Source organism: Streptomyces sp. TRM70350 (assembly GCF_019219825.1).
GTDB lineage: Bacteria > Actinomycetota > Actinomycetes > Streptomycetales > Streptomycetaceae > Streptomyces.
This window is the reverse complement of record NZ_JAHUXH010000014.1, coordinates 80704-103079: the sequence shown is the minus strand read 5'-3', so window position 1 is coordinate 103079 and position 22376 is coordinate 80704. Positions and strand designations below refer to the sequence as shown.

General features: G+C 72.6%; 18 protein-coding genes and 1 pseudogene. 8 read left to right on the top strand and 11 right to left on the bottom strand.

The window, feature by feature from the left end:
- Positions 1–253: 253 nt before the first annotated feature.
- Positions 254–1270, top strand: coding sequence for a phosphotransferase (locus KWI83_RS21930; RefSeq protein ID WP_218516077.1), 1017 nt, complete (start codon positions 254–256; stop codon positions 1268–1270).
- A gap of 18 nt (positions 1271–1288) precedes the next feature.
- Here KWI83_RS21930 and KWI83_RS21925 read toward each other — a convergent pair whose 3' ends face one another.
- Positions 1289–2932: a protein kinase gene (locus tag KWI83_RS21925; RefSeq protein ID WP_218516076.1), complete on the bottom strand. Its 1644-nt coding sequence runs from the start codon at positions 2930–2932 to the stop codon at positions 1289–1291.
- Positions 2933–3269: 337 nt separating this feature from the next.
- On the opposite strand from KWI83_RS21925, the gene KWI83_RS21920 reads away from it, so the two are divergent.
- Positions 3270–4904, top strand: a complete 1635-nt coding sequence (locus KWI83_RS21920; protein WP_218516075.1) for a protein kinase — start codon at positions 3270–3272, stop codon at positions 4902–4904.
- 70 nt (positions 4905–4974) lie between these two features.
- Here the strand turns inward: KWI83_RS21920 and KWI83_RS21915 are convergent, their stop codons facing one another.
- Positions 4975–5523: a bacterial proteasome activator family protein gene (locus tag KWI83_RS21915; RefSeq protein WP_218516074.1), complete on the bottom strand. Its 549-nt coding sequence runs from the start codon at positions 5521–5523 to the stop codon at positions 4975–4977.
- Between the two features lie 183 nt (positions 5524–5706).
- On the opposite strand from KWI83_RS21915, the gene KWI83_RS21910 reads away from it, so the two are divergent.
- A complete protein-coding gene (locus tag KWI83_RS21910) occupies positions 5707–6207 on the top strand; it encodes a hypothetical protein (RefSeq protein ID WP_308122129.1) in 501 nt (166 codons plus the stop codon).
- Positions 6208–6248: 41 nt separating this feature from the next.
- On the opposite strand, the gene KWI83_RS21905 is transcribed toward KWI83_RS21910, so the two are convergent.
- Positions 6249–7229 (bottom strand): NAD(P)H-quinone oxidoreductase, encoded by a 981-nt coding sequence (locus KWI83_RS21905; RefSeq protein WP_218516073.1) that lies wholly within the window; start codon positions 7227–7229, stop codon positions 6249–6251.
- A 146-nt stretch (positions 7230–7375) separates the two neighbouring features.
- Here KWI83_RS21905 and KWI83_RS21900 point away from each other — a divergent pair, with 146 nt between their 5' ends.
- Together KWI83_RS21900 and KWI83_RS21895 are read left to right on the top strand one after the other, a co-directional pair.
- A complete protein-coding gene (locus KWI83_RS21900) occupies positions 7376–8401 on the top strand; it encodes an ATP-binding cassette domain-containing protein (protein ID WP_218516072.1) in 1026 nt (341 codons plus the stop codon).
- Positions 8398–9246: an ABC transporter permease gene (locus tag KWI83_RS21895; RefSeq protein WP_218516071.1), complete on the top strand. Its 849-nt coding sequence runs from the start codon at positions 8398–8400 to the stop codon at positions 9244–9246. Before KWI83_RS21900 ends, KWI83_RS21895 begins: the two co-directional genes overlap by 4 nt.
- A gap of 16 nt (positions 9247–9262) precedes the next feature.
- On the opposite strand, the pseudogene KWI83_RS21890 reads toward KWI83_RS21895, so the two are convergent.
- Positions 9263–9949 (bottom strand): annotated as a pseudogene (locus tag KWI83_RS21890) (TrkA family potassium uptake protein); the annotation flags it as partial.
- Positions 9950–10117: 168 nt separating this feature from the next.
- Between KWI83_RS21890 and KWI83_RS21885 the strand changes: the two are divergent.
- Positions 10118–11224: a TrkA family potassium uptake protein gene (locus KWI83_RS21885; RefSeq protein WP_218516070.1), complete on the top strand. Its 1107-nt coding sequence runs from the start codon at positions 10118–10120 to the stop codon at positions 11222–11224.
- 75 nt (positions 11225–11299) lie between these two features.
- Here KWI83_RS21885 and KWI83_RS21880 read toward each other — a convergent pair whose 3' ends face one another.
- From KWI83_RS21880 to pdhA, 5 genes are read right to left on the bottom strand one after another with little or no spacing between them, the layout of a single operon-like run.
- On the bottom strand, positions 11300–12826 hold the full coding sequence (locus KWI83_RS21880) for a molybdopterin molybdotransferase MoeA (protein WP_218516069.1): 1527 nt from the start codon (positions 12824–12826) through the stop codon (positions 11300–11302).
- Positions 12823–13776 carry an NTP transferase domain-containing protein gene (locus KWI83_RS21875; protein WP_218516068.1) on the bottom strand — a complete coding sequence of 318 codons (954 nt, stop codon included), beginning with the start codon at positions 13774–13776 and terminating at the stop codon, positions 12823–12825. Before KWI83_RS21875 ends, KWI83_RS21880 begins: the two co-directional genes overlap by 4 nt.
- Positions 13777–13830: 54 nt before the next feature.
- The gene (locus tag KWI83_RS21870; RefSeq protein WP_218516067.1) at positions 13831–15456 is read right to left on the bottom strand and encodes a dihydrolipoamide acetyltransferase family protein; all 1626 of its coding nucleotides are present in this window, start codon (positions 15454–15456) and stop codon (positions 13831–13833) included.
- Positions 15456–16460 (bottom strand): alpha-ketoacid dehydrogenase subunit beta, encoded by a 1005-nt coding sequence (locus KWI83_RS21865; protein ID WP_218516066.1) that lies wholly within the window; start codon positions 16458–16460, stop codon positions 15456–15458. The genes KWI83_RS21870 and KWI83_RS21865 overlap by 1 nt, the downstream gene beginning before the upstream one ends.
- Positions 16457–17593: a pyruvate dehydrogenase (acetyl-transferring) E1 component subunit alpha gene (pdhA, locus tag KWI83_RS21860; RefSeq protein WP_218516065.1), complete on the bottom strand. Its 1137-nt coding sequence runs from the start codon at positions 17591–17593 to the stop codon at positions 16457–16459. Before pdhA ends, KWI83_RS21865 begins: the two co-directional genes overlap by 4 nt.
- Positions 17594–17836: 243 nt before the next feature.
- On the opposite strand from pdhA, the gene KWI83_RS21855 reads away from it, so the two are divergent.
- Positions 17837–18337: an Lrp/AsnC family transcriptional regulator gene (locus KWI83_RS21855; protein ID WP_218516064.1), complete on the top strand. Its 501-nt coding sequence runs from the start codon at positions 17837–17839 to the stop codon at positions 18335–18337.
- A gap of 3 nt (positions 18338–18340) precedes the next feature.
- On the opposite strand, the gene KWI83_RS21850 is transcribed toward KWI83_RS21855, so the two are convergent.
- Together KWI83_RS21850 and KWI83_RS21845 are read right to left on the bottom strand one after the other, a co-directional pair.
- The gene (locus tag KWI83_RS21850) at positions 18341–18931 is read right to left on the bottom strand and encodes a TetR/AcrR family transcriptional regulator (protein ID WP_218516063.1); all 591 of its coding nucleotides are present in this window, start codon (positions 18929–18931) and stop codon (positions 18341–18343) included.
- Complete coding sequence (locus KWI83_RS21845; protein ID WP_218516062.1) at positions 18928–20445, bottom strand: 3-hydroxyacyl-CoA dehydrogenase; 1518 nt, start codon at positions 20443–20445, stop codon at positions 18928–18930. The genes KWI83_RS21850 and KWI83_RS21845 overlap by 4 nt, the downstream gene beginning before the upstream one ends.
- A gap of 160 nt (positions 20446–20605) precedes the next feature.
- Between KWI83_RS21845 and paaN the strand changes: the two genes are divergently transcribed.
- The gene (gene paaN / locus KWI83_RS21840) at positions 20606–22336 is read left to right on the top strand and encodes a phenylacetic acid degradation protein PaaN (RefSeq protein WP_218516061.1); all 1731 of its coding nucleotides are present in this window, start codon (positions 20606–20608) and stop codon (positions 22334–22336) included.
- The last annotated feature ends 40 nt before the right edge of the window (positions 22337–22376 follow it).

The following is a 22376-nucleotide window of genomic DNA, read 5'->3' as shown; positions in this document are numbered from 1 at the left end:
GCAGGGGGCCGGAACACCGGCACGTTATCCCGCTGACCCAGGTGACGGGAAGAGTTTGTGGGTGAGACTGGCGTGTTGCGCGAAGATCGAAAAGTCCGGGTATTTCTGCTCGGCGATCACAGCCGCGCTTGATTTACGGCCACACTCGTGACCGAAAGCGACCACCGACGACTTCCTGTGACAACGCCCAGCTCACACGCTCGGCTCGTGCCCTAGCATCTGGCGCGTGCCGCGCCCTTGTGTACCACCCCCCATGCCCCACGCGCCCCCGCTGAGCGCCCTCCTGCGCCAGTACGCCGCCGGTTCCGCCCTCGCCTGCGACCCCGTCGACCAGGGCCTGCTCAACCGGGGCTACCGGCTCTGCACCACCCGCGGCCGCTACTTCCTCAAGCACCACTTCGACCCGGACACCGCCGACCCCGCCGCCATCGAACGCCGGCACCGGGCCACCCAGCGACTGGCCGACCTCGGCGTCCCGGTGGCCCCGCCGCTGGCCGGGCGGGACGGCCGTACGGTCGCGGTGGTGGGCGGCCACGCGTACGCCCTGCACCCGTGGATCGACGGCCGCCACCGGCACGGCGGGCAGCTCAGCACCGGGCAGTGCGCGCGCCTGGGGGCGCTGCTCGGCGCCGTCCACGCCACCCTGGAGCGCGTGATGCCGCCCAAGGGGCGCACGCCCCCGGCCACCAGCCCGCACCCCGTGGAGAGCGCCGACCCCGCCGACACCTTCGACCTGATCGACGACCTCCTCGCGCGCGTACGCCGGCACCGCCCCGCCGACTCCTTCGACGAACTGGCCCGCCACCGCCTCCTGGAGCGGCGCGCCCTGCTGGAGCGGCACGCGGACCGGCGTCCCCCGCGCGGTGGCTCGGTGGGCTGGGTGCACGGCGACTTCCACCCGTTCAACCTGCTCTACCGGGGGGACGCGCCGGCCGCGATCGTCGACTGGGACCGGCTCGGCGTCCAGCCCCGCGCGGAGGAGGCCGTACGCGCCGCAGCGATCTTCTTCGTACGGCCCGTCGGGACCCTCGACCTGCCCAAGGTGCGGGCGTACGCGTGCGCGTACCGGCGTGCCGCCGGGGCCACGCCCTCGGAGCTCGCGGCGGCCGTGCACCGCGTGTGGTGGGAGCGGCTCAACGACTTCTGGATGCTGCGCTGGCACTACGAACGCGGCGACACCCGCGCCGACCCCCAGTTCCCGGCCGCCTCGGCACTGGCCGTGTGGTGGACGCGGGAGTACGACGCGGTGTGCGGGGCGTTCGTGGAGTGACGCCCGCCCGGGGGCGGCTCAGCCGACGCCGCCTGCGTCGGCGCCGCTGATGGCGCCCGCGTCGGTGCCGCCGGCGTCCGTGCCACCCGTGTCCGTGCCCCCGGTGTTCGTGCCACCGGTGTTGGTTCCGCCGGTGTCCGTGCCACCGGTCCCGCCGGTGTTCGTGCCACCGGTGTCGGTCCCGCCGGTGTCCGTGCTGCCGGTGTCGGTCGGCGTGGTGTTCGTCGGCTGATCCGTCGGGTCTTGGCTGTAGGACGGGGACGGCGTGTACGACGGCGTGTACGACGGCGTGTAGTCACCCCAGTCGGAGCCCGAGGTGCCGCTGTCCTCGGTGGACGTGTCCGTGGAACCCTCGGTCGCCTGGTCGCTCGGCGACTCGCTGGGCGTCTCGTTCCCGGTGCTCTGCGAGGTGGTCGGGGTCGGCGTGGTGCCGGTGCCGCCCTCGCCGCCGCCGCCGTTGTTCAGGGCCAGCGCGACGCCCGCCGCGATGGCGATCACCGCGAGCACGGCGAGGATCCACAGCTTGCCGCGGCCGCTGCCCTTGTTGCCGTGCCCCTCGAAACCGCCGTCGTCGCGGCCGCCGTAGCCGGGGATGATCGGCTGCGGGATCTGCGCGGTGCCCTCCGCCGAGTTCGGCAGCACGGCGGTGCCCGCCATGCCCATCGCCGGGGTCTTCCCGCTGTCGTGTTGCGCGGTGACGGGGCCGGTGTTCCAGGTGCCGGTGTGGCCGCCCTGGTCGTACAGCATCTGCAGGCCGTACTGGACCAGCCCGCGCATCTCCTCGGCGGTCTGGAAGCGGTCGTCGGGCTCCTTGGCGAGCGAGCGCATGACGAGGCCGTCCAGCTCCGGCGGCGAGCCCTCGTAGACCTCCGACGGCGGGGTGGGGATGTCCTGGACGTGCTGGTAGACCACCGACAGCGGGGTCTCACCGACGAACGGCGGGCGCAGCGCGAGGAGTTCGTAGAGCAGACAGCCCGTCGCGTACAGGTCGGAGCGGTGGTCGACGGCCTTGCCCAGCGCCTGCTCCGGGGAGAGGTACTGCGGGGTGCCCATGACCATGCCGGTCTGCGTCATCGTCGTGGACGCCCCGTGCAGGGCGCGGGCGATGCCGAAGTCCATCACCTTGACGGCGCCGTTGTGGGTGATGATGACGTTCGCCGGCTTGATGTCGCGGTGCACGATGCCGTGCTGGTGCGAGTAGGCGAGCGCCTCCAGGACGCCGGAGACGATGATCAGGGCCTGCTCCGGGCCGGGCGCCTCGGCGTTGTGCAGCAGATCGCGGATGGTGCGGCCCTCGACCAGCTCCATCACGATGTACGGCACCGACTGGCCGCCCACGAAGTCCTCGCCGGAGTCGTACACGGCGACGATCGCGTGGTGGTTGAGGCCGGCCACCGACTGGGCCTCGCGCGTGAAGCGGGCCTTGGACACCGGGTCCTCGGCGAGATCGGAGCGCAGCAGCTTGACCGCCACAGTGCGTCCGAGGCGCACGTCCTCGGCCGCGAACACCTCGGCCATGCCGCCCCGGCCGAGTCTGCGGGTCAGCCGGTACCGGCCGTCCCCGACAAGTCCGCCGTTACCCCACATTTCCGGCGCATCTGACATCCCGCCGCCAGTCGCCTCGGGGTCGGACGGGCCCTGAGCGCGCTGCTGCTGTGCCATCAGTCCTCGCCGTCGTTTCTGCCCGCGGTGCGCGCGGTGTTGTTACGGTCTCCGTCGGCCACGCTACAGCCTTCGCGCAAGCCGCCGGTCCGAGATGGAGACAGGGACCGGTCCAGGACGGACGGGCCGTCGAACGGGTCATCAAACCCTCGTGCCGTCGCGTCGTGCAAATCCTGTGTACCGGCCGTACGGCCGCTGTAACGCTTCCGCGACGCTTCTTTCGCGTACGGTCACGGAACGGGCACCGAGCTTGACGTGTCAGTGCCCTGGGGCAGACTTGGCCGGGAATAGCACTTTCGATCAACGGCGCCTGAAGGCCTACGGGGGACAAGGGAACATGAGCCAGGACGGCGCACAGGGCCGGTACGCGGGGCGGGCGCTCGCCGGCGGCCGGTATCAGCTGCGTGACTTGCTCGGCCAGGGCGGCATGGCCTCGGTGCACCTCGCGTACGACGCGGTACTCGACCGCCAGGTCGCGATCAAGACACTGCACACCGAGCTGGGCCGGGAACAGGCGTTCCGCGAGCGCTTCCGCCGCGAGGCGCAGGCCGTGGCGAAGCTCACGCACACCAACATCGTCTCGGTCTTCGACACCGGCGAGGACGACCTCGACGGAACGACGATGCCGTACATCGTCATGGAGTACGTCGAGGGCCGCCCGCTCGGCTCGGTGCTCGACGAGGACGTACGGCAGTACGGCGCGATGCCCGCCGACAAGGCGCTGAAGGTCACCGCGGACGTGCTGGCGGCGCTGGAGATCAGCCACGAGATGGGCCTGGTCCACCGGGACATCAAGCCGGGCAACGTGATGGTGACCAAGCGCGGTGTGGTCAAGGTCATGGACTTCGGCATCGCCCGCGCCATGCAGTCCGGTGTCACGTCGATGACGCAGACCGGCATGGTCGTCGGCACCCCGCAGTACCTCTCGCCGGAACAGGCGCTCGGCCGGGGCGTGGACGCCCGCTCCGACCTGTACTCGGTCGGCATCATGCTGTTCCAACTGGTCACCGGGCGGCTGCCGTTCGACGCCGACTCGCCGCTGGCCATCGCGTACGCGCACGTGCAGGAGGAACCGCCGGCCGCGTCCTCCATCAACCGCTCGCTGCCGCCGGCCGTGGACGCGCTGATCGCCCGCGCGCTGAAGAAGAACCCGAACGAGCGCTTCCCGACCGCCGAGTCCATGCGCGACGAGTGCCTGCGCGTGGCGGCGTCCTTCCAGGCGGCCCCGCCGAGCATCGTGCCGGGCGCGCCGACGCAGAGCGGCGCGGGCGTCGGCTCGGCGGTGTTCCCGCCGATCGACCAGGCGACCGGGGTGCCGCCCCAGAGCAACGTCCAGACGCCGTACCAGCCGCACCCGACGCCGAACCCGTACGGCACGCCGACGCCCTCCCAGGCGTACGGCTATCCGCAGCAGGGCGGCTACCAGACGCCGCACGCCGCGTACGGGCCGCAGCCGACGCCGAGCACGCCGCCGCCGTACACCATCACGCCGCAGGCGCCGCCGCCCGCGAGCGGCGGCAGGAGCAGCAAGCCGGTCGTCATCGGCTCGATCGTCGTGGCCCTCGTCGCGGTCGGCGGCCTGGTCGCGGCTCTCGCGCTGAACGGCGGCGGCAGCGACAACACGGGCGGGGGTGGCGGGACGAGTGCCTCCGCCTCGTCGCCGACCGAGGCGCCGGGCTACCGCGGGCCGGACACGACGAAGACGATCGACAAGGAGGAGTGCACGGAGCCGGACGAGTCGTACAACGACCCCGAGAAGATCCGGATCCCGGACTTCCAGTTCAAGAACATCACGTCGGTCAAGGAGTGCCTCCAGGCCGCGGGCTGGCAGCTGAAGATCAAGGACGTCGACGAGAACACCTACGGCGACGGCACGGTCATGAACCAGTTCCCGTCCGCGGGCACGGACGTGGATCCGGAGGACATGCCGGAGATCGAGCTTGGGGTGTCGACGGGGTATCCGGCCTCCTGAGCCGCGCCTCGCGTCGAGGGCGCGTTCGAGAAGAGAGGGCCCGGCGTGTGCCGGGCCCTTCGTGGTGTCCTTACAGGTACGGTCCGCCCGAGCGGCCGCCCGTGCGGGATTCGTCGTGGCCCTCCTGGGTGATGCCCGGCGGGAGGGCGCGGCGCATCTGCTCCAACTGGGCCCGTGCCGCCATCTGCTGGGCGAACAGCGTGGTCTGGATCCCGTGGAAGAGCCCCTCCAGCCAGCCGACCAACTGGGCCTGCGCGATCCGCAGTTCGGCGTCGCTGGGGGTGGCCTCGTCGGTGAACGGCAGGGAGAGCCGCTCCAGCTCCTCCACGAGTTCCGGCGCCAGGCCGTCCTCCAGCTCCTTCACCGAGCTCGCGTGGATCTCCTTGAGCCGGACCCGGCTGGCCTCGTCGAGGGGAGCGGCGCGCACCTCCTCCAGAAGCTGCTTGATCATGCTGCCGATCCGCATCACCTTGGCCGGCTGCTCGACCTGCTCGGTCACCGGGGTCTCGTGGGAGTCGTCGTCCCCGCCGCCACCGCCGCCGAGTGCCATGCCGTCCTGGCCCACGACCAGGATCCTCTGGGCGTTCTCCGACGACCGTTCGTTCCTCGGCATCTCCATGCCGTCATTCTCTCGCACACGTCCACCCCACCACTGAGGCGCCCCCCGTGCAGGCTGATCCACCGATTACGACCACTTGGCGGCGCCCGGAATGCCGTGATCGTCAGTTGATGTGAGGGTTGTTCCGTCGATGGTGCGACCTGTTTCCGGGAGGGGGTCACCGACGTGACTCCAAGGCGGCGCGTGAAGCGTCCGGCGGTGGTGGTGCTGCTGCTGCTGGGGGTGGCGCTGAGTACGGTCGTGCTCGGGTGCGGGGCTGTGCCGTCGTACGAGGCGGGGGGGCCGTCGTACGACGCGAAGGTGCCGTTGGTGAGCGGCGAACCCTCCGGCTCCCCCTCTCCCTCCCCTTCCTCTTCCGCCTCGGTCGAACCGAGCTGGGCCGGGAGCCGGGCCGGGGAGGGACGGCTGCGGCCGGGGCGGCCGGGGCGGCCGGAGGAGCCGTGGCCCGGGACGGCGGCGCGCCCGAACGGGACCGGCGCCGCCGACGACGTACCCGCGTCGCCGCCCGCGTCCGACGCCGGGGCGGCCACGCACGAGGACGAGCCCGTGGACCAGGCTGTCGTGGACTCCGACGCGTCCGGACCGGTGCTGCGGATCCTGCCGCTGGGCAGTGGGCTGGTGCTCATCGGCCTCGGGCTCGGGCTCGCCTTCGTGGCCCTGCGGGTGCGCCGGGCGCAGGGCTGAGGGCGGCCTCGCGTGGCACGTCGTGCCCGGCAGGAGTTTCGTTACGCCGTGACCAGCAGCACCTTTCCGACGTGGCCGCTCTCCTCCAGCAGGCGGTGGGCGTCGCCGGCGTCCCGCATGGGCAACTCGCGGTCGATCACCGGGCGGACGTGACCGGCGTCGAGCAGCGGCCAGACGTGTTCGCGTACGGCGGCGACGATGGCCGCCTTCTCGCCGAGCGGGCGGGCGCGCAGCGAGGTCGCGCTGATCGCGGCGCGCTTGCTGAGGAGGGTGCCGATGTTCAGCTCGCCCTTGACGCCGCCCTGCATGCCGATGATCGCCAGTCGGCCGTTGACGGCGAGGGCCCGGACGTTGCGGTCGAGGTACTTGGCGCCCATGTTGTCGAGGATGACGTCGGCGCCCGCACCGGCCGTGGCCTGCCTGATCTCCTCGACGAAGTCCTGCTCGCGGTAGTTGATCAGGATGTCGGCGCCCAGTTCGGCGCAGCGCTCCAGCTTCTCCTTGGTGCCCGCGGTGACGGCGACCTTGGCGCCGACGGCCTTGGCGAGCTGGATCGCCATGGTGCCGATGCCGCTGGAACCGCCGTGCACGAGGAAGGTCTCGCCGGGGCGAAGATGGGCGACCATGAAGACGTTGGACCACACTGTGCAGGTCACCTCGGGCAGGGCCGCGGCCTGCCGCACGTCGAGGCCGCGGGGCACCGGCAGCAGCTGGCCCGCCGGAACGGCGACCTTCTCGGCGTAGCCACCACCGGAGAGCAGGGCGCACACCTCGTCACCGACGGCCCATCCGGCGACGCCCGGACCGAGGGCGGCGATGCGGCCGGAGCACTCCAGGCCGGGGTAGGGGGACGCGTCGGGCGGCGGGTTGTAGTGGCCCTGGCGTTGCAGGATGTCGGCCCGGTTGACGGCGCTCGCCACCACCTCGACCAGGACCTCGCCCTCCCCGGCGACCGGATCCGGGACCTCGTCCCACACCAGCGCCTCGGGCCCACCAGGTTCGGGAATCGTGATCGCATGCATGAGGGGGACGCTACTCCTCCGTCTCTGGGCGGAGGCCCCTACGTCGTTGGTCCGGTCCGCTGAGAAATCCCTGTGCGCGACCGATGAGTTTGCGCGACGGTGGGGGTCTCCCCTGCGTAACCCGAGTACGTGGAAGGACACCACACATGAGCCAGCAGACGCCCGGTCTGGCCATCGAGACCGCGGGCCTGGTGAAGACGTTCGGCGAGACGAGGGCCGTGGACGGCGTCGACCTGGCCGTGCCCACCGGCACGGTGTACGGCGTCCTCGGTCCGAACGGCGCCGGGAAGACCACCACCGTGAAGATGCTCGCCACCCTGCTCAGGCCGGACGGCGGCGAGGCCCACGTCTTCGGCCACGACGTCGTCCGGGAGGCGGACGAGGTGCGCGGCCGGGTCAGCCTGACCGGGCAGTACGCGTCCGTGGACGAGGACCTGACCGGCACCGAGAACCTGGTCCTGCTCGGTCGCCTCCTCGGCCACCACAAGAAGGCCGCGCGGGAGCGCGCCGCCCAGCTGCTGGAGGCCTTCGGACTGACCGAGGCGGCCGGAAAGCAGGTCAAGAACTACTCCGGCGGCATGCGGCGCCGGATCGACATCGCCGCCTCCATCCTGAACACGCCGGACCTGCTGTTCCTGGACGAGCCGACCACCGGCCTCGACCCGCGCAGCCGCAACCAGGTGTGGGACATCGTGCGCGCGGTCGTCTCCCAGGGCACGACCGTGCTGCTGACCACGCAGTATCTGGACGAGGCCGACCAGCTGGCCTCCCGGATCGCCGTCATCGACCGCGGCAAGGTGATCGCCGAGGGCACCAAGGGCGAGCTGAAGGCGTCCGTCGGCGCCGGATCCGTCCATCTGCGGCTGCGCGAGGCGGAGCAGCGGCCGGAGGCCTCTCGGGTGCTGCGCCAGGTACTCCAGGCGGACGTACAGCTGGAACCGGACCCGGTGGCGCTGACCGCGCGCGTCGGCGCGGGCGCCTCCAACGGCCAGGGCGCCGCCGAGCAGGCCGCCGCGGCGCTCGCCGAGCTGGCCCGCGCCGGCGTCGTCGTCGACAACTTCTCGCTCGGCCAGCCGAGCCTGGACGAGGTCTTCCTCGCCCTCACCGGACACGACACCAACGTGCACGACGAGCCGCAGGCTCACGACGCGAAGGACGGGGCAGCCGCATGAGCACCGCGACCACCACCGAGACCAGGGAACTGGCCCCCGTCAGCACGGAGTCGCTGGCCGCGCTGCTGGTGGCCAAGGAGCGGCCGCCGCGGCCGAGCGCGTGGTCGGCGTCGCTGACCTTCGGCTGGCGCTCGATCCTCAAGATCAAGCACGTCCCGGAGCAGCTCTTCGACGTCACCGCGTTCCCGATCATGATGGTGCTGATGTACACGTACCTGTTCGGCGGGGCGCTGGCCGGTTCACCGAAGGAGTACATCCAGTTCCTGCTGCCGGGCATCCTGGTGATGTCGGTCGTGATGATCACGATGTACACGGGTGTCTCGGTCAACACGGACATCGAGAAGGGCGTCTTCGACCGGTTCCGCAGCCTGCCGATCTGGCGGCCGTCGACGATGGTCGGCTATCTGCTCGGCGACGCGCTGCGCTACACCATCGCGTCCGTGGTCATGCTGACCGTCGGCATCATCCTCGGCTACCGGCCGGACGGCGGGCCCGGCGGTGTGCTCGCCGGGATCCTGCTGCTGGTGGTGTTCTCGTTCGCGTTCTCGTGGATCTGGACGATGTTCGGGCTGCTGCTGCGCACCGAGAAGTCGGTGATGGGCGTCAGCATGATGGTGATCTTCCCGCTCACCTTCCTGTCCAACGTCTTCGTCGACCCGCGGACCATGCCGGGCTGGCTCCAGGCGTTCGTCAACAACAGCCCGGTCACCCACCTGGCCTCCGCGGTGCGCGAGCTGATGGCCGGTGAGTGGCCCACCGACGAGATCGCCTGGTCGCTGGGCTGGGCGGGCGTGTTCGTGCTGGTCTTCGGGCCGATCACGATGCGGCTGTACAACCGCAAGTAGTCCGGACGTGTCCGGTTCATCGCTGCGGGCCGCGCCGGTTCTCCGGTGCGGCCCGCGGCACGATGGTGATCACCCGGTCCGTCAGCTCCAGCGTGCGGACGGCCGGATCGTCGTAGTGCAGCAACCGGTGCCCGCGTACGACGCTGATCACCAGGTCGTCGGTGTCGCGCGGGCTGCGGCCCACCTCGGCCCTGGTCACCGGCCGGTCGACCACGTCGAGCCCGCTGCCCCCGCGGATGAGGTCCTCCATGACCAGCCCCGCGGCAGGGCTGAGCACGGACAGGCCCAGCAGCCGCCCGGCCGCGCCCGCGCTGGTGATGACCTCGTCGGCGCCGGACTGCTTGAGCAGCGGCGCGTTCTCCTCCTCACGCACCGCCGCCACGATCGTCGCGCCACGGTTGAGCTGCCGGGCCGTCAGCGCCACCAGGACGGCCGTGTCGTCGCGCTCGGTCGCGATGATGATCTTCTTCGCCCGCTGCACCTCGGCGCGCTTCAGTACCTCGCTGCGGGTGGCGTCCCCGAGCACGGCGGTGTAGCCCTCGGCCGTCGCGGCGTCGACCGCCTTGGCGTTCGGGTCGATCACGACGACCTGTTCCTTCTTCAGCCCCGTGGCACAGACGGCCTGGGTCGCGGCCCGCCCCTTCGTACCGAAGCCGACGACGACAGTGTGGTCGCGCAAGGAGGACCTCCAGCGGGGTATACGGGCCATCGGACCGGGTACGGCGCCCGGACGTCGGGTCCGACGCTACCGACCGCTCCGGCACGAGCCCACCCCGGTCGGCGTGTCGGGCCGGGGGGCACGGCGACCGCGCCGGACCCCGTGCGGAACGATGGGGCCGACTGTCCGTACCGACGCCGCAGGGGGCCAGCGATGAAGGACGACAAGCATCCATCCACGCGAGGGGCGAGGTCCGCGCTGCTGCGGTCGCTCTGGAGCCGCTCGCGCAACGAGGCCCGCGCCGACGCCGAGGCGGGCCGCGCCATCACGATGCCGGTGCTGAGCGTCGTACCGCCGCTCCAGCAGGTGCTCAAGCGCCTGTCCATGGCGCTGCTCGTGCTGGTCGTCACCGTCCTGATCGTCTACCTCGACAGGGACGGCTTCACCGACAGCGTCGACGGCAGGGTCGACCTGCTCGACGCCGCGTACTACGCCACCGTCACCCTCTCCACCACCGGATACGGCGACATCGCCCCGGTCAGCGAGGCCGCCCGGCTCACCAACATCTTCGTCATCACACCGCTGCGTGTGCTGTTCCTGATCATCCTGGTCGGCACCACCCTGGAGGTGCTCACCGAGCGCACCCGCCAGCAGGTCCGCATCCACCGCTGGCGCGCCCGCACCCGGGACCACGTCGTGGTCATCGGATACGGCACCAAGGGGCGGCACGCCGTGGAGACCCTGATCGGGCAGGGCGTCGGCAAGGACCGGATCGTCGTCGTGGACGCCCAGCGCAAGATGGCCGAGGCGGCAAGCGACGACGGCCTGGTGGCGGTGACCGGCGACGCCACCCGTTCGGAGACCCTACTCAAGGCCGAGATCCACCGCGCCACCCGCGTGATCATCGCCCCGCAGCGCGACGAGACGGCCACGCTGATCACCCTCACCGCACGCCAGCTGAACAAGCACGCCACGATCGTCGCCGCGGTCCGCGAGGACGAGAACGTGCCGCTGCTCAAGCAGAGCGGCGCGGACACCGTCGTGACCAGCTCCAGCTCGGCCGGGCGGCTGCTCGGCACGTTCATGGCCAGCCCGCCCGTGGCCCGGACGCTGGAGGACCTCATGACCCTCGGCAGCGGTATGGACCTCATCGAGCGGCCGGTGACCCCCGAGGAGGTGGGCCGCACGCCCCGCGAGTGCGCGGACCTGGTCCTGGCGGTCGTACGCGACAAGAAGATGCTGGACTACCCGGACGGGTGGCGGACGGAGCTGCGGACGGGGGACCGAGTCATCACGGTCAGCCGGCCGGTCGCATCGTGACTGCGCCGACGGCCGGGCGCATCGCGATGACACCGGCGGCCGGGCGCATCGTGACTACGCCGGGTGGTCGATGTTTCACGTGAAACACACCCCGATCCCCGCTGTGGCCCACGGCAGGTCCAGGATCTCCGCCGCCTGACCGGGCCGTGCCCCGCCCGGCGGTACGACCGCGAGGGCGTCGGCGGCCGCGACGCCCCGCAGCATGGCCGGACCGTTGTAGTGCAGCGGCACCGCACAGTCGGCGCGCAGGACGACGGGGACGAGCCGGGTGTCGTACGGGTGCCCGTGCACCGCCTCCTGCAAGGGCAGCGCGTACGGCTCCTGCGCAGGGCGGGCCGCGAGCGTGCGCAGCAGCGGCTCGGCGAGGGTGAGCAGGCCGGAGACGGCGGCCAGCGGGTTGCCGGGCAGGCCGACGAGGTGCTGGTTCTCCTTGGTGCGGGCCAGCAGCATGGGGTGGCCCGGGCGCACCTTGACGCCGTCGACCAGCAGCTCCGCGCCGATGCGGCGCAGGGTGGGGTGGACATGGTCGACGGGGCCGGAGGCGGTGCCGCCGGTGGTGACGACGAGGTCGGCGTCGCTGGCCGTGATCGCCTCGTGGAGGGCGTCGGCGTCGTCGCCGATCCGCCGCACTCCGGTGACCTCGGCGCCGAGCGCCCGCAGCCAGGGCGGCAGCATGGGGCCGAGGGCGTCGCGGATCAGGCCGTCGTGCGGGAGGCCCTCGGTGAGCAGTTCGTCGCCGAGCACCAGGACGTCGGCGCGGGGGCGGGGGACGGCGGTGAGGGTGTCGTACCCGGCGGCCGCGGCGAGGCCCAGCACGGCGGGGGTGACGAGGGTGCCGGGCGGCAGCAGCTGGTCGCCGCTGCGGCACTCCTGGCCGCGCGAGCGGATGTCCTGGCCGTGGCCGAGGTCGCGCGTGGCGTGCAGCCTGCCCCGGTCGTCCACACGGCCATGTTCGCTGCGCAGCACCGCGGTGGTGTCGGGCGGGATCCGGGCGCCGGTGGCGATCCGGACGGCCTCGCCGTCATCGAGTCGGGCGTGCTCCGCGTGGCCCGCGAGCACGCCCTTGTCCCGTACGTTCCAGGGGCCGGGCCCGGCGACCGCCCAGCCGTCCATCGCGGAGGTGTCGAAGGAGGGGAGGTCGGTGAGCGCGGTGAGGGGGGCGGCCAGGGTGTGGCCGAGGGTGGAGTCCAGGGGGAGCGGAACGGGGGCGCGGCGGGCGCCGCCTCGACCGGCCCGGGCGGCGATCTCGCGGGCATCGGGCCAGGGGGTGGCCTTGTGGTGGCGGTCCTGGGGGGCGCGGGCCTCGGGGGCGCGGGCTTGGGGCCCGTGGGCGGGTGCTGCCGCGGCGGGGGTCGGGGCGGGGACGCCTGCGGTGTCGCGGTGCGAGGCGGTGTCCGGGTGGGGGGCGCTGTCGGGGGGAGTGGCGTCGTCTCGGCCAGGGGCGGTGTCCCGATGGGCGGCGTTGCCCCGGCCACGGGCGCTGTCCCGGTGACGGGCCTTGTCCCGGTCCTCCTTCACGAGTGCCAGTGCCTCCTCGACGTACCGATCCTCGACGTCCCGGTCCTCGACCTCCTCGCCGTCACGGGTGCCGGGCGCGGTCATTCGGCGTCCGGGCGGGGCGCGGGGGCGGACGTGGTGTCGGTGGCGGCGCCTGCGGTGTCCGTGGTGGGGGTCGCGCCGCCCGTGGTGGAGCCGTCCTCCTCCGCCCAGCGCAGCGCCAGGGCGGTGGCCTTGCGGGAGGCCTCGGCGACGGCTTCGGGGCTGCCGCCCGCGCGGGCCGCGGCGTAGCCGACGAGGAACGTGGTCAGCGGCGCCGCGGGGCGTGCCACCCCGTGGGCCGCGTCACGGGCGAGGTCGAGCAGGACACCGGTGTCGACGTCGAGGTCGATGCCCAGCTCGTCCTTGACTGCGGAGATCCATTCATCCAACACGAGCCCATGCTCCCTGATGCGTGCCCTGGCAGTGGCGATGTCGTCCCAGGTGTCGCAGTCGAAGGACGCGACGGGGTCGAGGACGCGGGTGAGGTTCAGTTCGGCGGTGAGGAACCGCAGGGGCAGGCCGGTGAGGCCGCCGTGCTCGGCTCCGAGGTGCGCGAGCCTCTCGCGCAGGCGCTGTGCGCGGTAGGCGGCCACGAGTGGCTGGTCGCGGCCTCCGGGGTCGGTGAGCAGCGTTCCGTCTGCCGGGCCCGCGTCCAGTTCGGCGAGCAGTCCCTTCACGGTGGGCTCGCCGAGGAAGGGCAGGTCCGCGGAGAGGACCACCACCCGGTCGGCGCCGGTCAGCGGCAGGCCCGCCGCGAGGGCGGCGAGCGGTCCGCCGCCCGGCGGGTCCTCGCGCGCCCAGGTCACGGGCCGTGCCGTCGGCCTCGGGTCGGCGACGACGACGGTGGTACGGGCGTCGGCGCAGGCGGCGAGCACCCGGTCCAGCAGCGGGCGTCCGCCCACGCGCACGCCGGGCTTGTCGGCCCCGCCGAGCCGCCGCGCGGCACCCCCGGCGAGCACGACGGCGTCGTAGTCGCCGACGTCGCCCGCTGCGGGGTGTTGGATGTCGCTCACCCCTTGAGTATGCGTGCCTCCCGCCGTTGCGGGGAACGCGGGCGGGCCGCCCGGTCACAGAGTGCGCAGCAGCACCGCCGGCTGTTCCACACAGTCCGCGACATAGCGCAGGAAGCCGCCCGCCGTGCCGCCGTCGCACACCCGGTGGTCGAAGGTGAGCGAGAGCTGCACGACCTGCCGCACCGCCAGCTCGCCCTCGTGGACCCACGGCTTGGGGACGATCCGGCCGACGCCGAGCATGGCCGCCTCGGGGTGGTTGATGATCGGCGTGGAGCCGTCGACGCCGAACACACCGTAGTTGTTCAGCGTGAAGGTGCCGCCGGTCAGGTCCGCGGGGGTGAGCGTCCCGGCCCGGGCCGCCTCGGTCAGCCGGGCGAACTCCGCGGTGAGGCCCTCGGCGTCCCGGGCGTGCGCGTCCCGGACGACCGGCACGACCAGTCCCCGCTCGGTCTGCGCGGCGAAGCCCAGGTGCACATGGTCCAGCTGGACGACCTCCCTGGCCGCCATGTCCACGGTGGAGTTCAGCTCGGGGAAACGGGCGAGCGCGGCGGTGCAGATCCGGGCCAGCAGGGCGAGCACGGAGATCTTGGGGCCACCGGCCGCGTTCATCGCGGTGCGCGCCCGCATCAGCTCCGTCGCGTCGGCGTCCACCCAGCAGGTCGCGTCCGGGATCTCCCGCCGGCTGCGGGAGAGCTTGTCGGCGACGGCGCCTCGGACGCCCTTGAGGGGGACGCGGGTGCCGGGGGTGGGGACGGCCGTCGGTGAGGGGACCCCGGCCGGAGTGGCAGCCACGCGTGCGTGCGGCCCGGCCTGCGCCGGTGCGGCGGCCATGTGCGCGTGCGGCCCGGCCTGCGCCGGTGCGGCGGCGATGTGCGGGTGCGGCTCGGTCCGCGGCTGGGCGGAACGGCCCTGCGCCGCGGCGGCCCGCAGCGCGTACTCCACGTCCGCGCGCAGGATCAGCCCGTCGGGACCGGAGCCCGTCAGCTCCCGCAGATCCAGCCCGTTCTCCCGGGCGAGCCGCCGTACGAGGGGCGAGATCACCGGCACGGGTCCTTCACCGCGGATGCCGTCGCCGTTGGCGTGGGCGTCGGCGGGGGCTGTCGGGGACGCCGGGGCTGCAGTGGCCTGTGCCTCCACAGCGGTCGAAGCCCTCGCAGGAGAGACAGGAGACAGGGGGGCCTGGGGCCGCACCCGCCGCCGCCGCGCCGGAGGCGCGCCCGTGCCGTAGCCCACGAGGACGTTGCCGGAGCCGCCGCCGGTCCGCGCGGGACCCGAGCCGTTGGCCGTAGCGGCGCCGGAGCCCCCGGCCGGACCCGCACCCGAACCCATGCCCGAGCCCGCATCCGGTCCCGGACCGGCGCCCGCGCCCCGAGCCGCCCCGGAGGCCGACGCCGTACCCGTGCCCGGCCCCTCACCCGTGTCACCGGCGGCCGCCGCCCCCACCGCCACGGTGAGCAGCGGTGCCCCCACCGGGAGTTCCGTGCCCTCCTCGCCGAAGCGGGCCGTGACCACGCCGCCGTAGGGGCAGGGGACCTCGACCATCGCCTTGGCCGTCTCGACCTCGACGACCGGCTGGTCGACGGCGACGACGTCGCCGACCTGCACCAGCCAGCGCACTATCTCCGCCTCGGTGAGCCCTTCTCCGAGGTCGGGGAGCTTGAACTCCAGCACCTGTGCCATCAGCTCTCGGCCTCCCATTGCAGACGCGCCACGGCGTCCAGGATGCGGTCGACGCCAGGGAGATGGTGCCTCTCCAGCATCGGCGGCGGGTAGGGGGTGTCGAACCCGGCCACGCGCAGCACCGGAGCCTCCAGGTGATGGAAGCAGCGCTCCGTGACCCGGGCCGCGATCTCCCCGCCCGGTCCGCCGAACCCGCCCGACTCATGGACGACGACCGCTCGCCCGGTCCGTCGTACCGAGGCGCAGACCGTCTCGTCGTCGAACGGCACCAGGGAGCGCAGGTCGACGACTTCGAGGTCCCACCCCTCGGCCCGGGCCGCCTCGGCGGCTTCGAGGCAGACGGGTACCGACGGCCCGTACGTGATGAGCGTGGCGCTCCGGCCGGAGCGCCGCACCACCGCGCGGCCAATGGGTTCAACGGTCTGCGGGTCGTCCGGGTTCCAGGCGTCCTTCGACCAGTACAGCCGCTTGGGCTCCAGGAAGACGACCGGGTCGTCGGAGGCGATGGCGGCGCGCAGCAGGCCGTAGGCGTCGGCGACGGTCGACGGCGTGACGACATGGAGCCCCGGAGTCGCCATGTAGTACGCCTCGGAGGAGTCGCTGTGGTGTTCGACGCCGCCGATGCCGCCGCCGTAGGGGACGCGGATGGTGATCGGCAGGGGCATCTTGCCGCGCGTGCGGTTGCGCATGCGCGCCACATGGCTGACGAGCTGCTCGAACGACGGGTAGGCGAACGCGTCGAACTGCATTTCGACGACCGGCCTGAGCCCGTACATCGCCATGCCGACGGCCGTGCCGAGGATGCCGGCCTCGGCGAGCGGGGTGTCCGTGCAGCGGTCCTCGCCGAACTCCCTGGCGAGCCCGTCGGTGACGCGGAAGACGCCGCCGAGGGTGCCGACGTCCTCGCCCATGACGTGCACGGCCGGGTCGGCGGCCATGGCGTCGCGCAGCGCGCGGGTGAGGGCCTGGGCCATGGTGGCGGGCTTCACGGCGACGGTCGTCATCGCAGCTCCCCTTCCTGCCCGGCCTCCAGCTCGGCCCGCAACAGGGCCTGCTGCTCGCGCAGTTGCGGGGTCGGCTCGGCGTAGACGTGGGCGAACAGGTCCATGGGGTCGAGCTCGGAGTCCTGGTTCAGGCGGGCGCGCAGGTCGGCGGCGAGCGCCTCGGCGTCCTCGCGCGCGGCCCGGACACCGGCCTCGTCGAGCCAGCCGCGCTCGGTCAACTCCCGCTCCAGGAGGGCGATCGGGTCGTGGTCCCGCCAGGCGTCGACCTCGGAGTCCGCGCGGTAGCGCTTGTCGTCGTCCGCGTTCGTGTGCGCCTCCACGCGGTACGTCACCGCCTCCACGAGCGTCGGACCGCCACCCACGCGCGCGTGCCGCACGGCGTCGGCGAGGACCTCGTGCACGGCGGCGGCGTCGTTGCCGTCGACGAGGCGGCCCGGCATGCCGTACCCGACGGCCTTGTGGGCCAGGGAGGGCGCGGCGGTCTGCTTGGCGAGCGGGACGGAGATCGCGAAGCCGTTGTTCTGGACCAGGAAGACGACCGGGGCCTGCCAGACGGCGGCGAAGTTCAGCGCCTCGTGGAAGTCTCCCTCGCTGGTGCCGCCGTCGCCGACGATCGCCAGCGCGACCACGTCGTCCCCCTTGAGGCGGGCGGCGTGGGCGAGGCCGACGGCATGCGGGAGCTGGGTGGCGAGCGGGGTGCACAGGGGGGCGACACGGTGGGCGTACGGGTCGTAGCCGGTGTGCCAGTCGCCGCGCAGCAGGGTGAGGGCCTCGACGGGGTCGACGCCCCGGACGACGGCGGCGAGGGTGTCGCGGTAGCTGGGGAAGAGCCAGTCGCGCTCCTCCAGGACCAGCGCGGCGGCGACCTCGCAGGCCTCCTGGCCGGTGCTGGACGGGTAGACGGCGAGGCGGCCCTGCTTGGTGAGGGCGGTGGCCTGCGCGTTGTACCGGCGGCCGCGCACCAGCTGGGCGTACAGCCGGCGCAGCAGCTCGGGGTCGGCCTTGGCGGCCGCCTCGGTGCCGAGCACGCGGTACGGAGCCGCGTCGGGCAGCAACGGCGTGGGGTCGGTGCGGGGCTGCCAGGCGGGCGGCGGCGACGGCCGATACGCGCCACGCTGCTCCATGACCGTCATGACGGCACCTCCTCGTGGGAGCGGCTTCGGGGAGGCGCGGCGGTCTGTGATGCGCCTCACCTACCGATTGTTCGGTCGACGGCACATTTTGGCTACAGGCAGCCTCGGGCTGTGGACAAACGGTTCTCCACAGCCTGAGATGTACGCAGTACGTCCATGGTAAGGAGGCGGGGGCGCGTGGCATCTGAACAAATGGCCGAGGGACCGGAGGCCGGCGCCCCTTCCCCGAGTTCCACGAGTTCCATGAGTTCCGTGACTTCCGCGAGTTCCGCGAGCAGGGAGGCGACCCTGCCGCCCCCGCGGCCCCTGGACGCCATCGATCAGGACATCCTGCGGATGCTCCAGGCCGACGGCCGCGCGTCGATAAGGTCTGTCGCCGAACGAGTGCATGTCTCACGGGCCAACGCCTACGCGCGCATCAACCGGCTCGTCGAGGACGGCGTCATCCGCGGTTTCGGAGCCCGCGTCGACCACGAACGCGCGGGCCAGGGGACGTCGGCGTACATCACCCTGAAGATCGTCCAGAACTCCTGGCGCACCGTGCGCGAGCAGCTCAGACAGCTGCCCGGCGCCTCGCACATCGCCCTCGTCGGGGGCGATTTCGATGTGCTGCTGCTGGTGCACACCTCCGACAACCGGGCACTGCGCGAGCTGGTGCTCACCCGGCTCCAGGCGATCCCGGAGGTGCTCAGCACCCGCACGCTGCTGGTGTTCGAGGAAGAAGACCTGGAGCCGCAGGGCTGATTCTCAGCGGCTCTGCCGCAGCCCGCCGAACACCAACCGCACGACGGCGTCGGCCACTTCGCGCTCCCCCATGCCGCGCCCGTCGGGCCGGTACCACTCGACGATCGAGTTGATCATGCCGAAGACCAGCCGGGTGGCCAGCCGCACCTCCACGTCGCCGCGCACGTCCCCGTCCGCGGCGGCCGCCTTCAGCAGTTCGGCGACCCGGTGGTCGAAGTCACGGCGCCGCTCCAGCGCCCACCGTTCGGTGCCCGTGTTGCCACGCACTCTCAGCAGCAGCGTCACGTACGGCAGTTCCGCGATGAGCACCTCGACCATGCGCCGCACGACGTACTCCAGCCGCTCGGCGGCGCGCCCTGTGCGCGCGTGCTCCTCGTCGAGGATCCCGAAGAGCTCGTCCAGCGCCCGGCTCACGGCCCGGCGCAGCAGTTCCTCCTTGCCCGCGACGTGGTGGTAGATCGACGACTTGGAGATGCCGGCCGCCTTGGAGAGGTGCTCCATGGAGGTGCCGTCGTAGCCGCGCTCGTTGAACACCTGGACGGCGACCGACAGCAGCGTCTCCGGGGTGTACGTGTCGCGCTTGGCGGTGGTCATGACGTGCTGCCCTCCCGCTTGTCGGTGGCGTACGCGTGGCGGTAGAGCGCGAGGGACGGCGCGTAGCGCCCCGAGGGGTCGCGCAGGTGCAGGTCGTCGAGGAGGGCGTACGCCCAGTTGCGGCCCAGGCGGCGGCTCCATTCGAAGGGGCCGAGCGGGTAGTTGACGCCGAGGCGCATCGCGGTGTCGATGTCCTCCTCGGTGGCGACGCCCTTGGCGACGGCGTCGTGGGCGAGGTCGACGATCCGCGCGACCGTGCGGGCGACGATCATGCCGGGCACGTCACCGATGACGCTGACCTTCTTGCCGAGCACCTGGAACAGGCCGGTGGCCTCGGCGAGGGTCTGCGGGGAGGTGTCCTGGGAGGCGGACAGGGCGATGCGGGTGGCCCGGCGGTAGTCGAGGGCGAGGTCGAAGTAGACGACGTCCCGGAACTCCACCGAGGTCTGGCCGTCGGCGAGCGCCAGCTGGCCGCCGCTGGGCAGTACGAGCCGGGTGCCGTGGTCCTCGTCCTCCTCACGGACCTGGATGCCCGCCTCACGGATCAGCGCGAGCAGCTCGGACGCGGGGCCCAGGTCGCCCTCCGCGACGACGTACGCGGGCGGCTGGGCGGCCTCCGCGGTGTGCGGCTCGGCGCGCTCGGCGCCGTCCCGGTAGTCGTACCAGCCCTGGCCGGACTTGCGGCCGAGCCGGCCGGACTCGACCAGGCGGCGCTGGGCGAGCGAGGGCGTGAAGCGGACGTCGTGGAAGAAGGACTGCCACACGGAGTGCGTCACGGACTCGTTGACGTCTTGTCCGATGAGGTCGGTCAGCTCGAACGCGCCAATCCGGAAGCCGCCGCACTCGCGCAGTACGGCGTCGATGGTGGCGGGGTCGGCGCCGTGCGCCTCGTAGACGGCGAAGGCCTCGGCGTAGAAGGGCCGGGCAATGCGGTTGACGATGAAGCCGGGGGTGTCGGCGCAGGCCACCGGCGTCTTGCCCCAGGCGCGGGCCGTCTCGTACGCGCGCGTGGCCGATGTGACGTCGGTGGCGAACCCGGAGACCACCTCGACCAGTGGGAGCAGCGGGGCGGGGTTGAAGAAGTGCAGGCCGACGAAGCGGCCCGGGGCGCGCAGGGCGCCGCCGATGGCGGTCACCGACAGGGAGGACGTGTTGGTGGCGAGCAGACAGTCCTCGGCGACCACGTCCTCCAGCTCGCGCAGCAGGTCCTGTTTGACGTCCAGCCGCTCCAGGACGGCCTCGACGACGAGGGCGGAGTCGGCGAGCTCGGCGAGGCTCTCGGCGGGCAGCAGGCGGGCGCGCGCGGCGTCCCGGTCGGCGCCGGTGAGCCGCTCCTTCTCGACGAGCCGGTCGAGCCGGGCACCGATCGCGGCGGCGGCTTCGCGAGCGCGCCCGGGGACGGCGTCGTACAGCCGTACGGGGTGGCCCGCGACCAGCGCCACCTGGGCGATGCCCTGGCCCATGGTGCCGGTGCCGACGACGGCCACGGGGCTGCTGAGGTCGAGTGCTGTCATGAACGCGATCCTCCCGCACGGGGTTTTCCACAGATGCGGCGGACCCCCTTGAACCGACCGATCGTTCGGTTACTCTAACTCTGACCGCCTGTTCCTGCCCATGTTTCTGCCCAGGTCATGAGCTCGACGAAGAGCTCACAAGACGAGGAGTTGGTCCCGCATGGCCGCCGAACTCACCGCCCACGAGCTGATCGCCCAGCACCGGCCCACCCTCGACCAGGCGCTGGAAGCGATCCGCACGCGCGCGTACTGGTCCCCGCACCCCGAGCACCCGAAGGCCTACGGGGAGAACGGCAGCCTGGACGCGGCCGCGGGCAAGGCCGCCTTCGACGCCCTGCTCGGCACCCGCCTCGACCTCGGCCAGCCCGGCACCGACGGCTGGGTGGGCGGCGAAGTCTCCCCGTACGGCATCGAGTTGGGCGTCAGCTACCCGCACGCGGACATCGACGTGCTGCTGCCCGCCATGCGGGCCGGACAGCGCGCCTGGCGCGACGCGGGACCCGAGGCCCGGGCCATGGTCTGCCTGGAGATCCTCAAGCGGATCAGCGACCGGACCCACGAGTTCGCGCACGCGGTCATGCACACCTCCGGCCAGGCCTTCATGATGGCGTTCCAGGCGGGCGGCCCGCACGCGCAGGACCGCGGCCTGGAGGCGGTGGCGTACGCGTACGTGGAGCAGGTCCGCACGCCCGACACCGCGGAGTGGACCAAGCCGCAGGGCAAGCGGGACCCGCTCGCGCTGACCAAGCGGTTCACCGCGGTCCCACGCGGGATCGGCCTGGTGATCGGCTGCAACACCTTCCCGACGTGGAACGGCTACCCGGGCCTGTTCGCCTCCCTCGCCACCGGCAACGCGGTCCTGGTCAAGCCCCACCCGCGCGCGGTGCTGCCGCTGGCGCTCACCGTGCAGGTCGCGCGCCAGGTGCTCACCGAGGCCGGCTTCGACGCGAACCTGGTCGCGCTGGCCGCCGAGGGCCCCCGAGCTCTCGGCTCCGCTCAAGCAGGGGGGACCCCCATCGGCGAGGGCATCGCCAAGACCCTCGCCGTCCGCCCCGAGATCCGGATCATCGACTACACCGGCTCGACGGCGTTCGGCGACTGGCTGGAGGCCAACGCCCGCCAGGCGCAGGTCCACACGGAGAAGGCCGGCGTCAACACGGTGATCGTGGAGTCGACCGACGACTACAAGGGGATGCTGTCCAACCTGGCCTTCTCGCTGTCGCTGTACAGCGGCCAGATGTGCACGACCCCGCAGAACCTGCTCATCCCCCGCGACGGCATCCGCACCGACCAGGGCCCGAAGTCCTTCGACGAGGTGGTCGCCGACCTCGCCCAGGCGGTCGACGGACTGCTCGGCGACGACACGCGCGCGAACGCGCTGCTCGGCGCCATCGTCAACCCGGACGTCAAGGCCCGTCTGGAGGCCGCGGCCGGCCTCGGCGAAGTCGCCCTCGCCTCACGGGAGATCAGCAACCCCGACTTCCCGGCGGCGGTGGTCCGCACGCCCGTCATCGTCAAGCTGGACGGCGCCAAGCCGGACGACGAGGCCGCCTACATGAGCGAGTGCTTCGGCCCGGTCTCCTTCGCCGTCGCCGTCGACTCCGCCACCCACGCGGTGGAGCTGCTGCGCCGGACCGTCCGGGAGAAGGGCGCGATGACGGTCGGCGCGTACACGACCGACGAGGCGGTCGAGCGGGAGATCGAGGAGGCCTGCCTGGAGGAGGCCGCGCAGCTCTCGCTGAACCTGACCGGAGGGGTGTACGTCAACCAGACCGCCGCGTTCTCCGACTTCCACGGCTCGGGCGGCAACCCGGCGGCCAACTCGGCGCTGACCGACGGGGCGTTCGTGGCGAACCGGTTCCGGGTGGTGGAGGTACGCCGGGAGGCCTGAGCAGCCGCAGCGCCACCCTTAGGGGTCCTTGCACTATGAG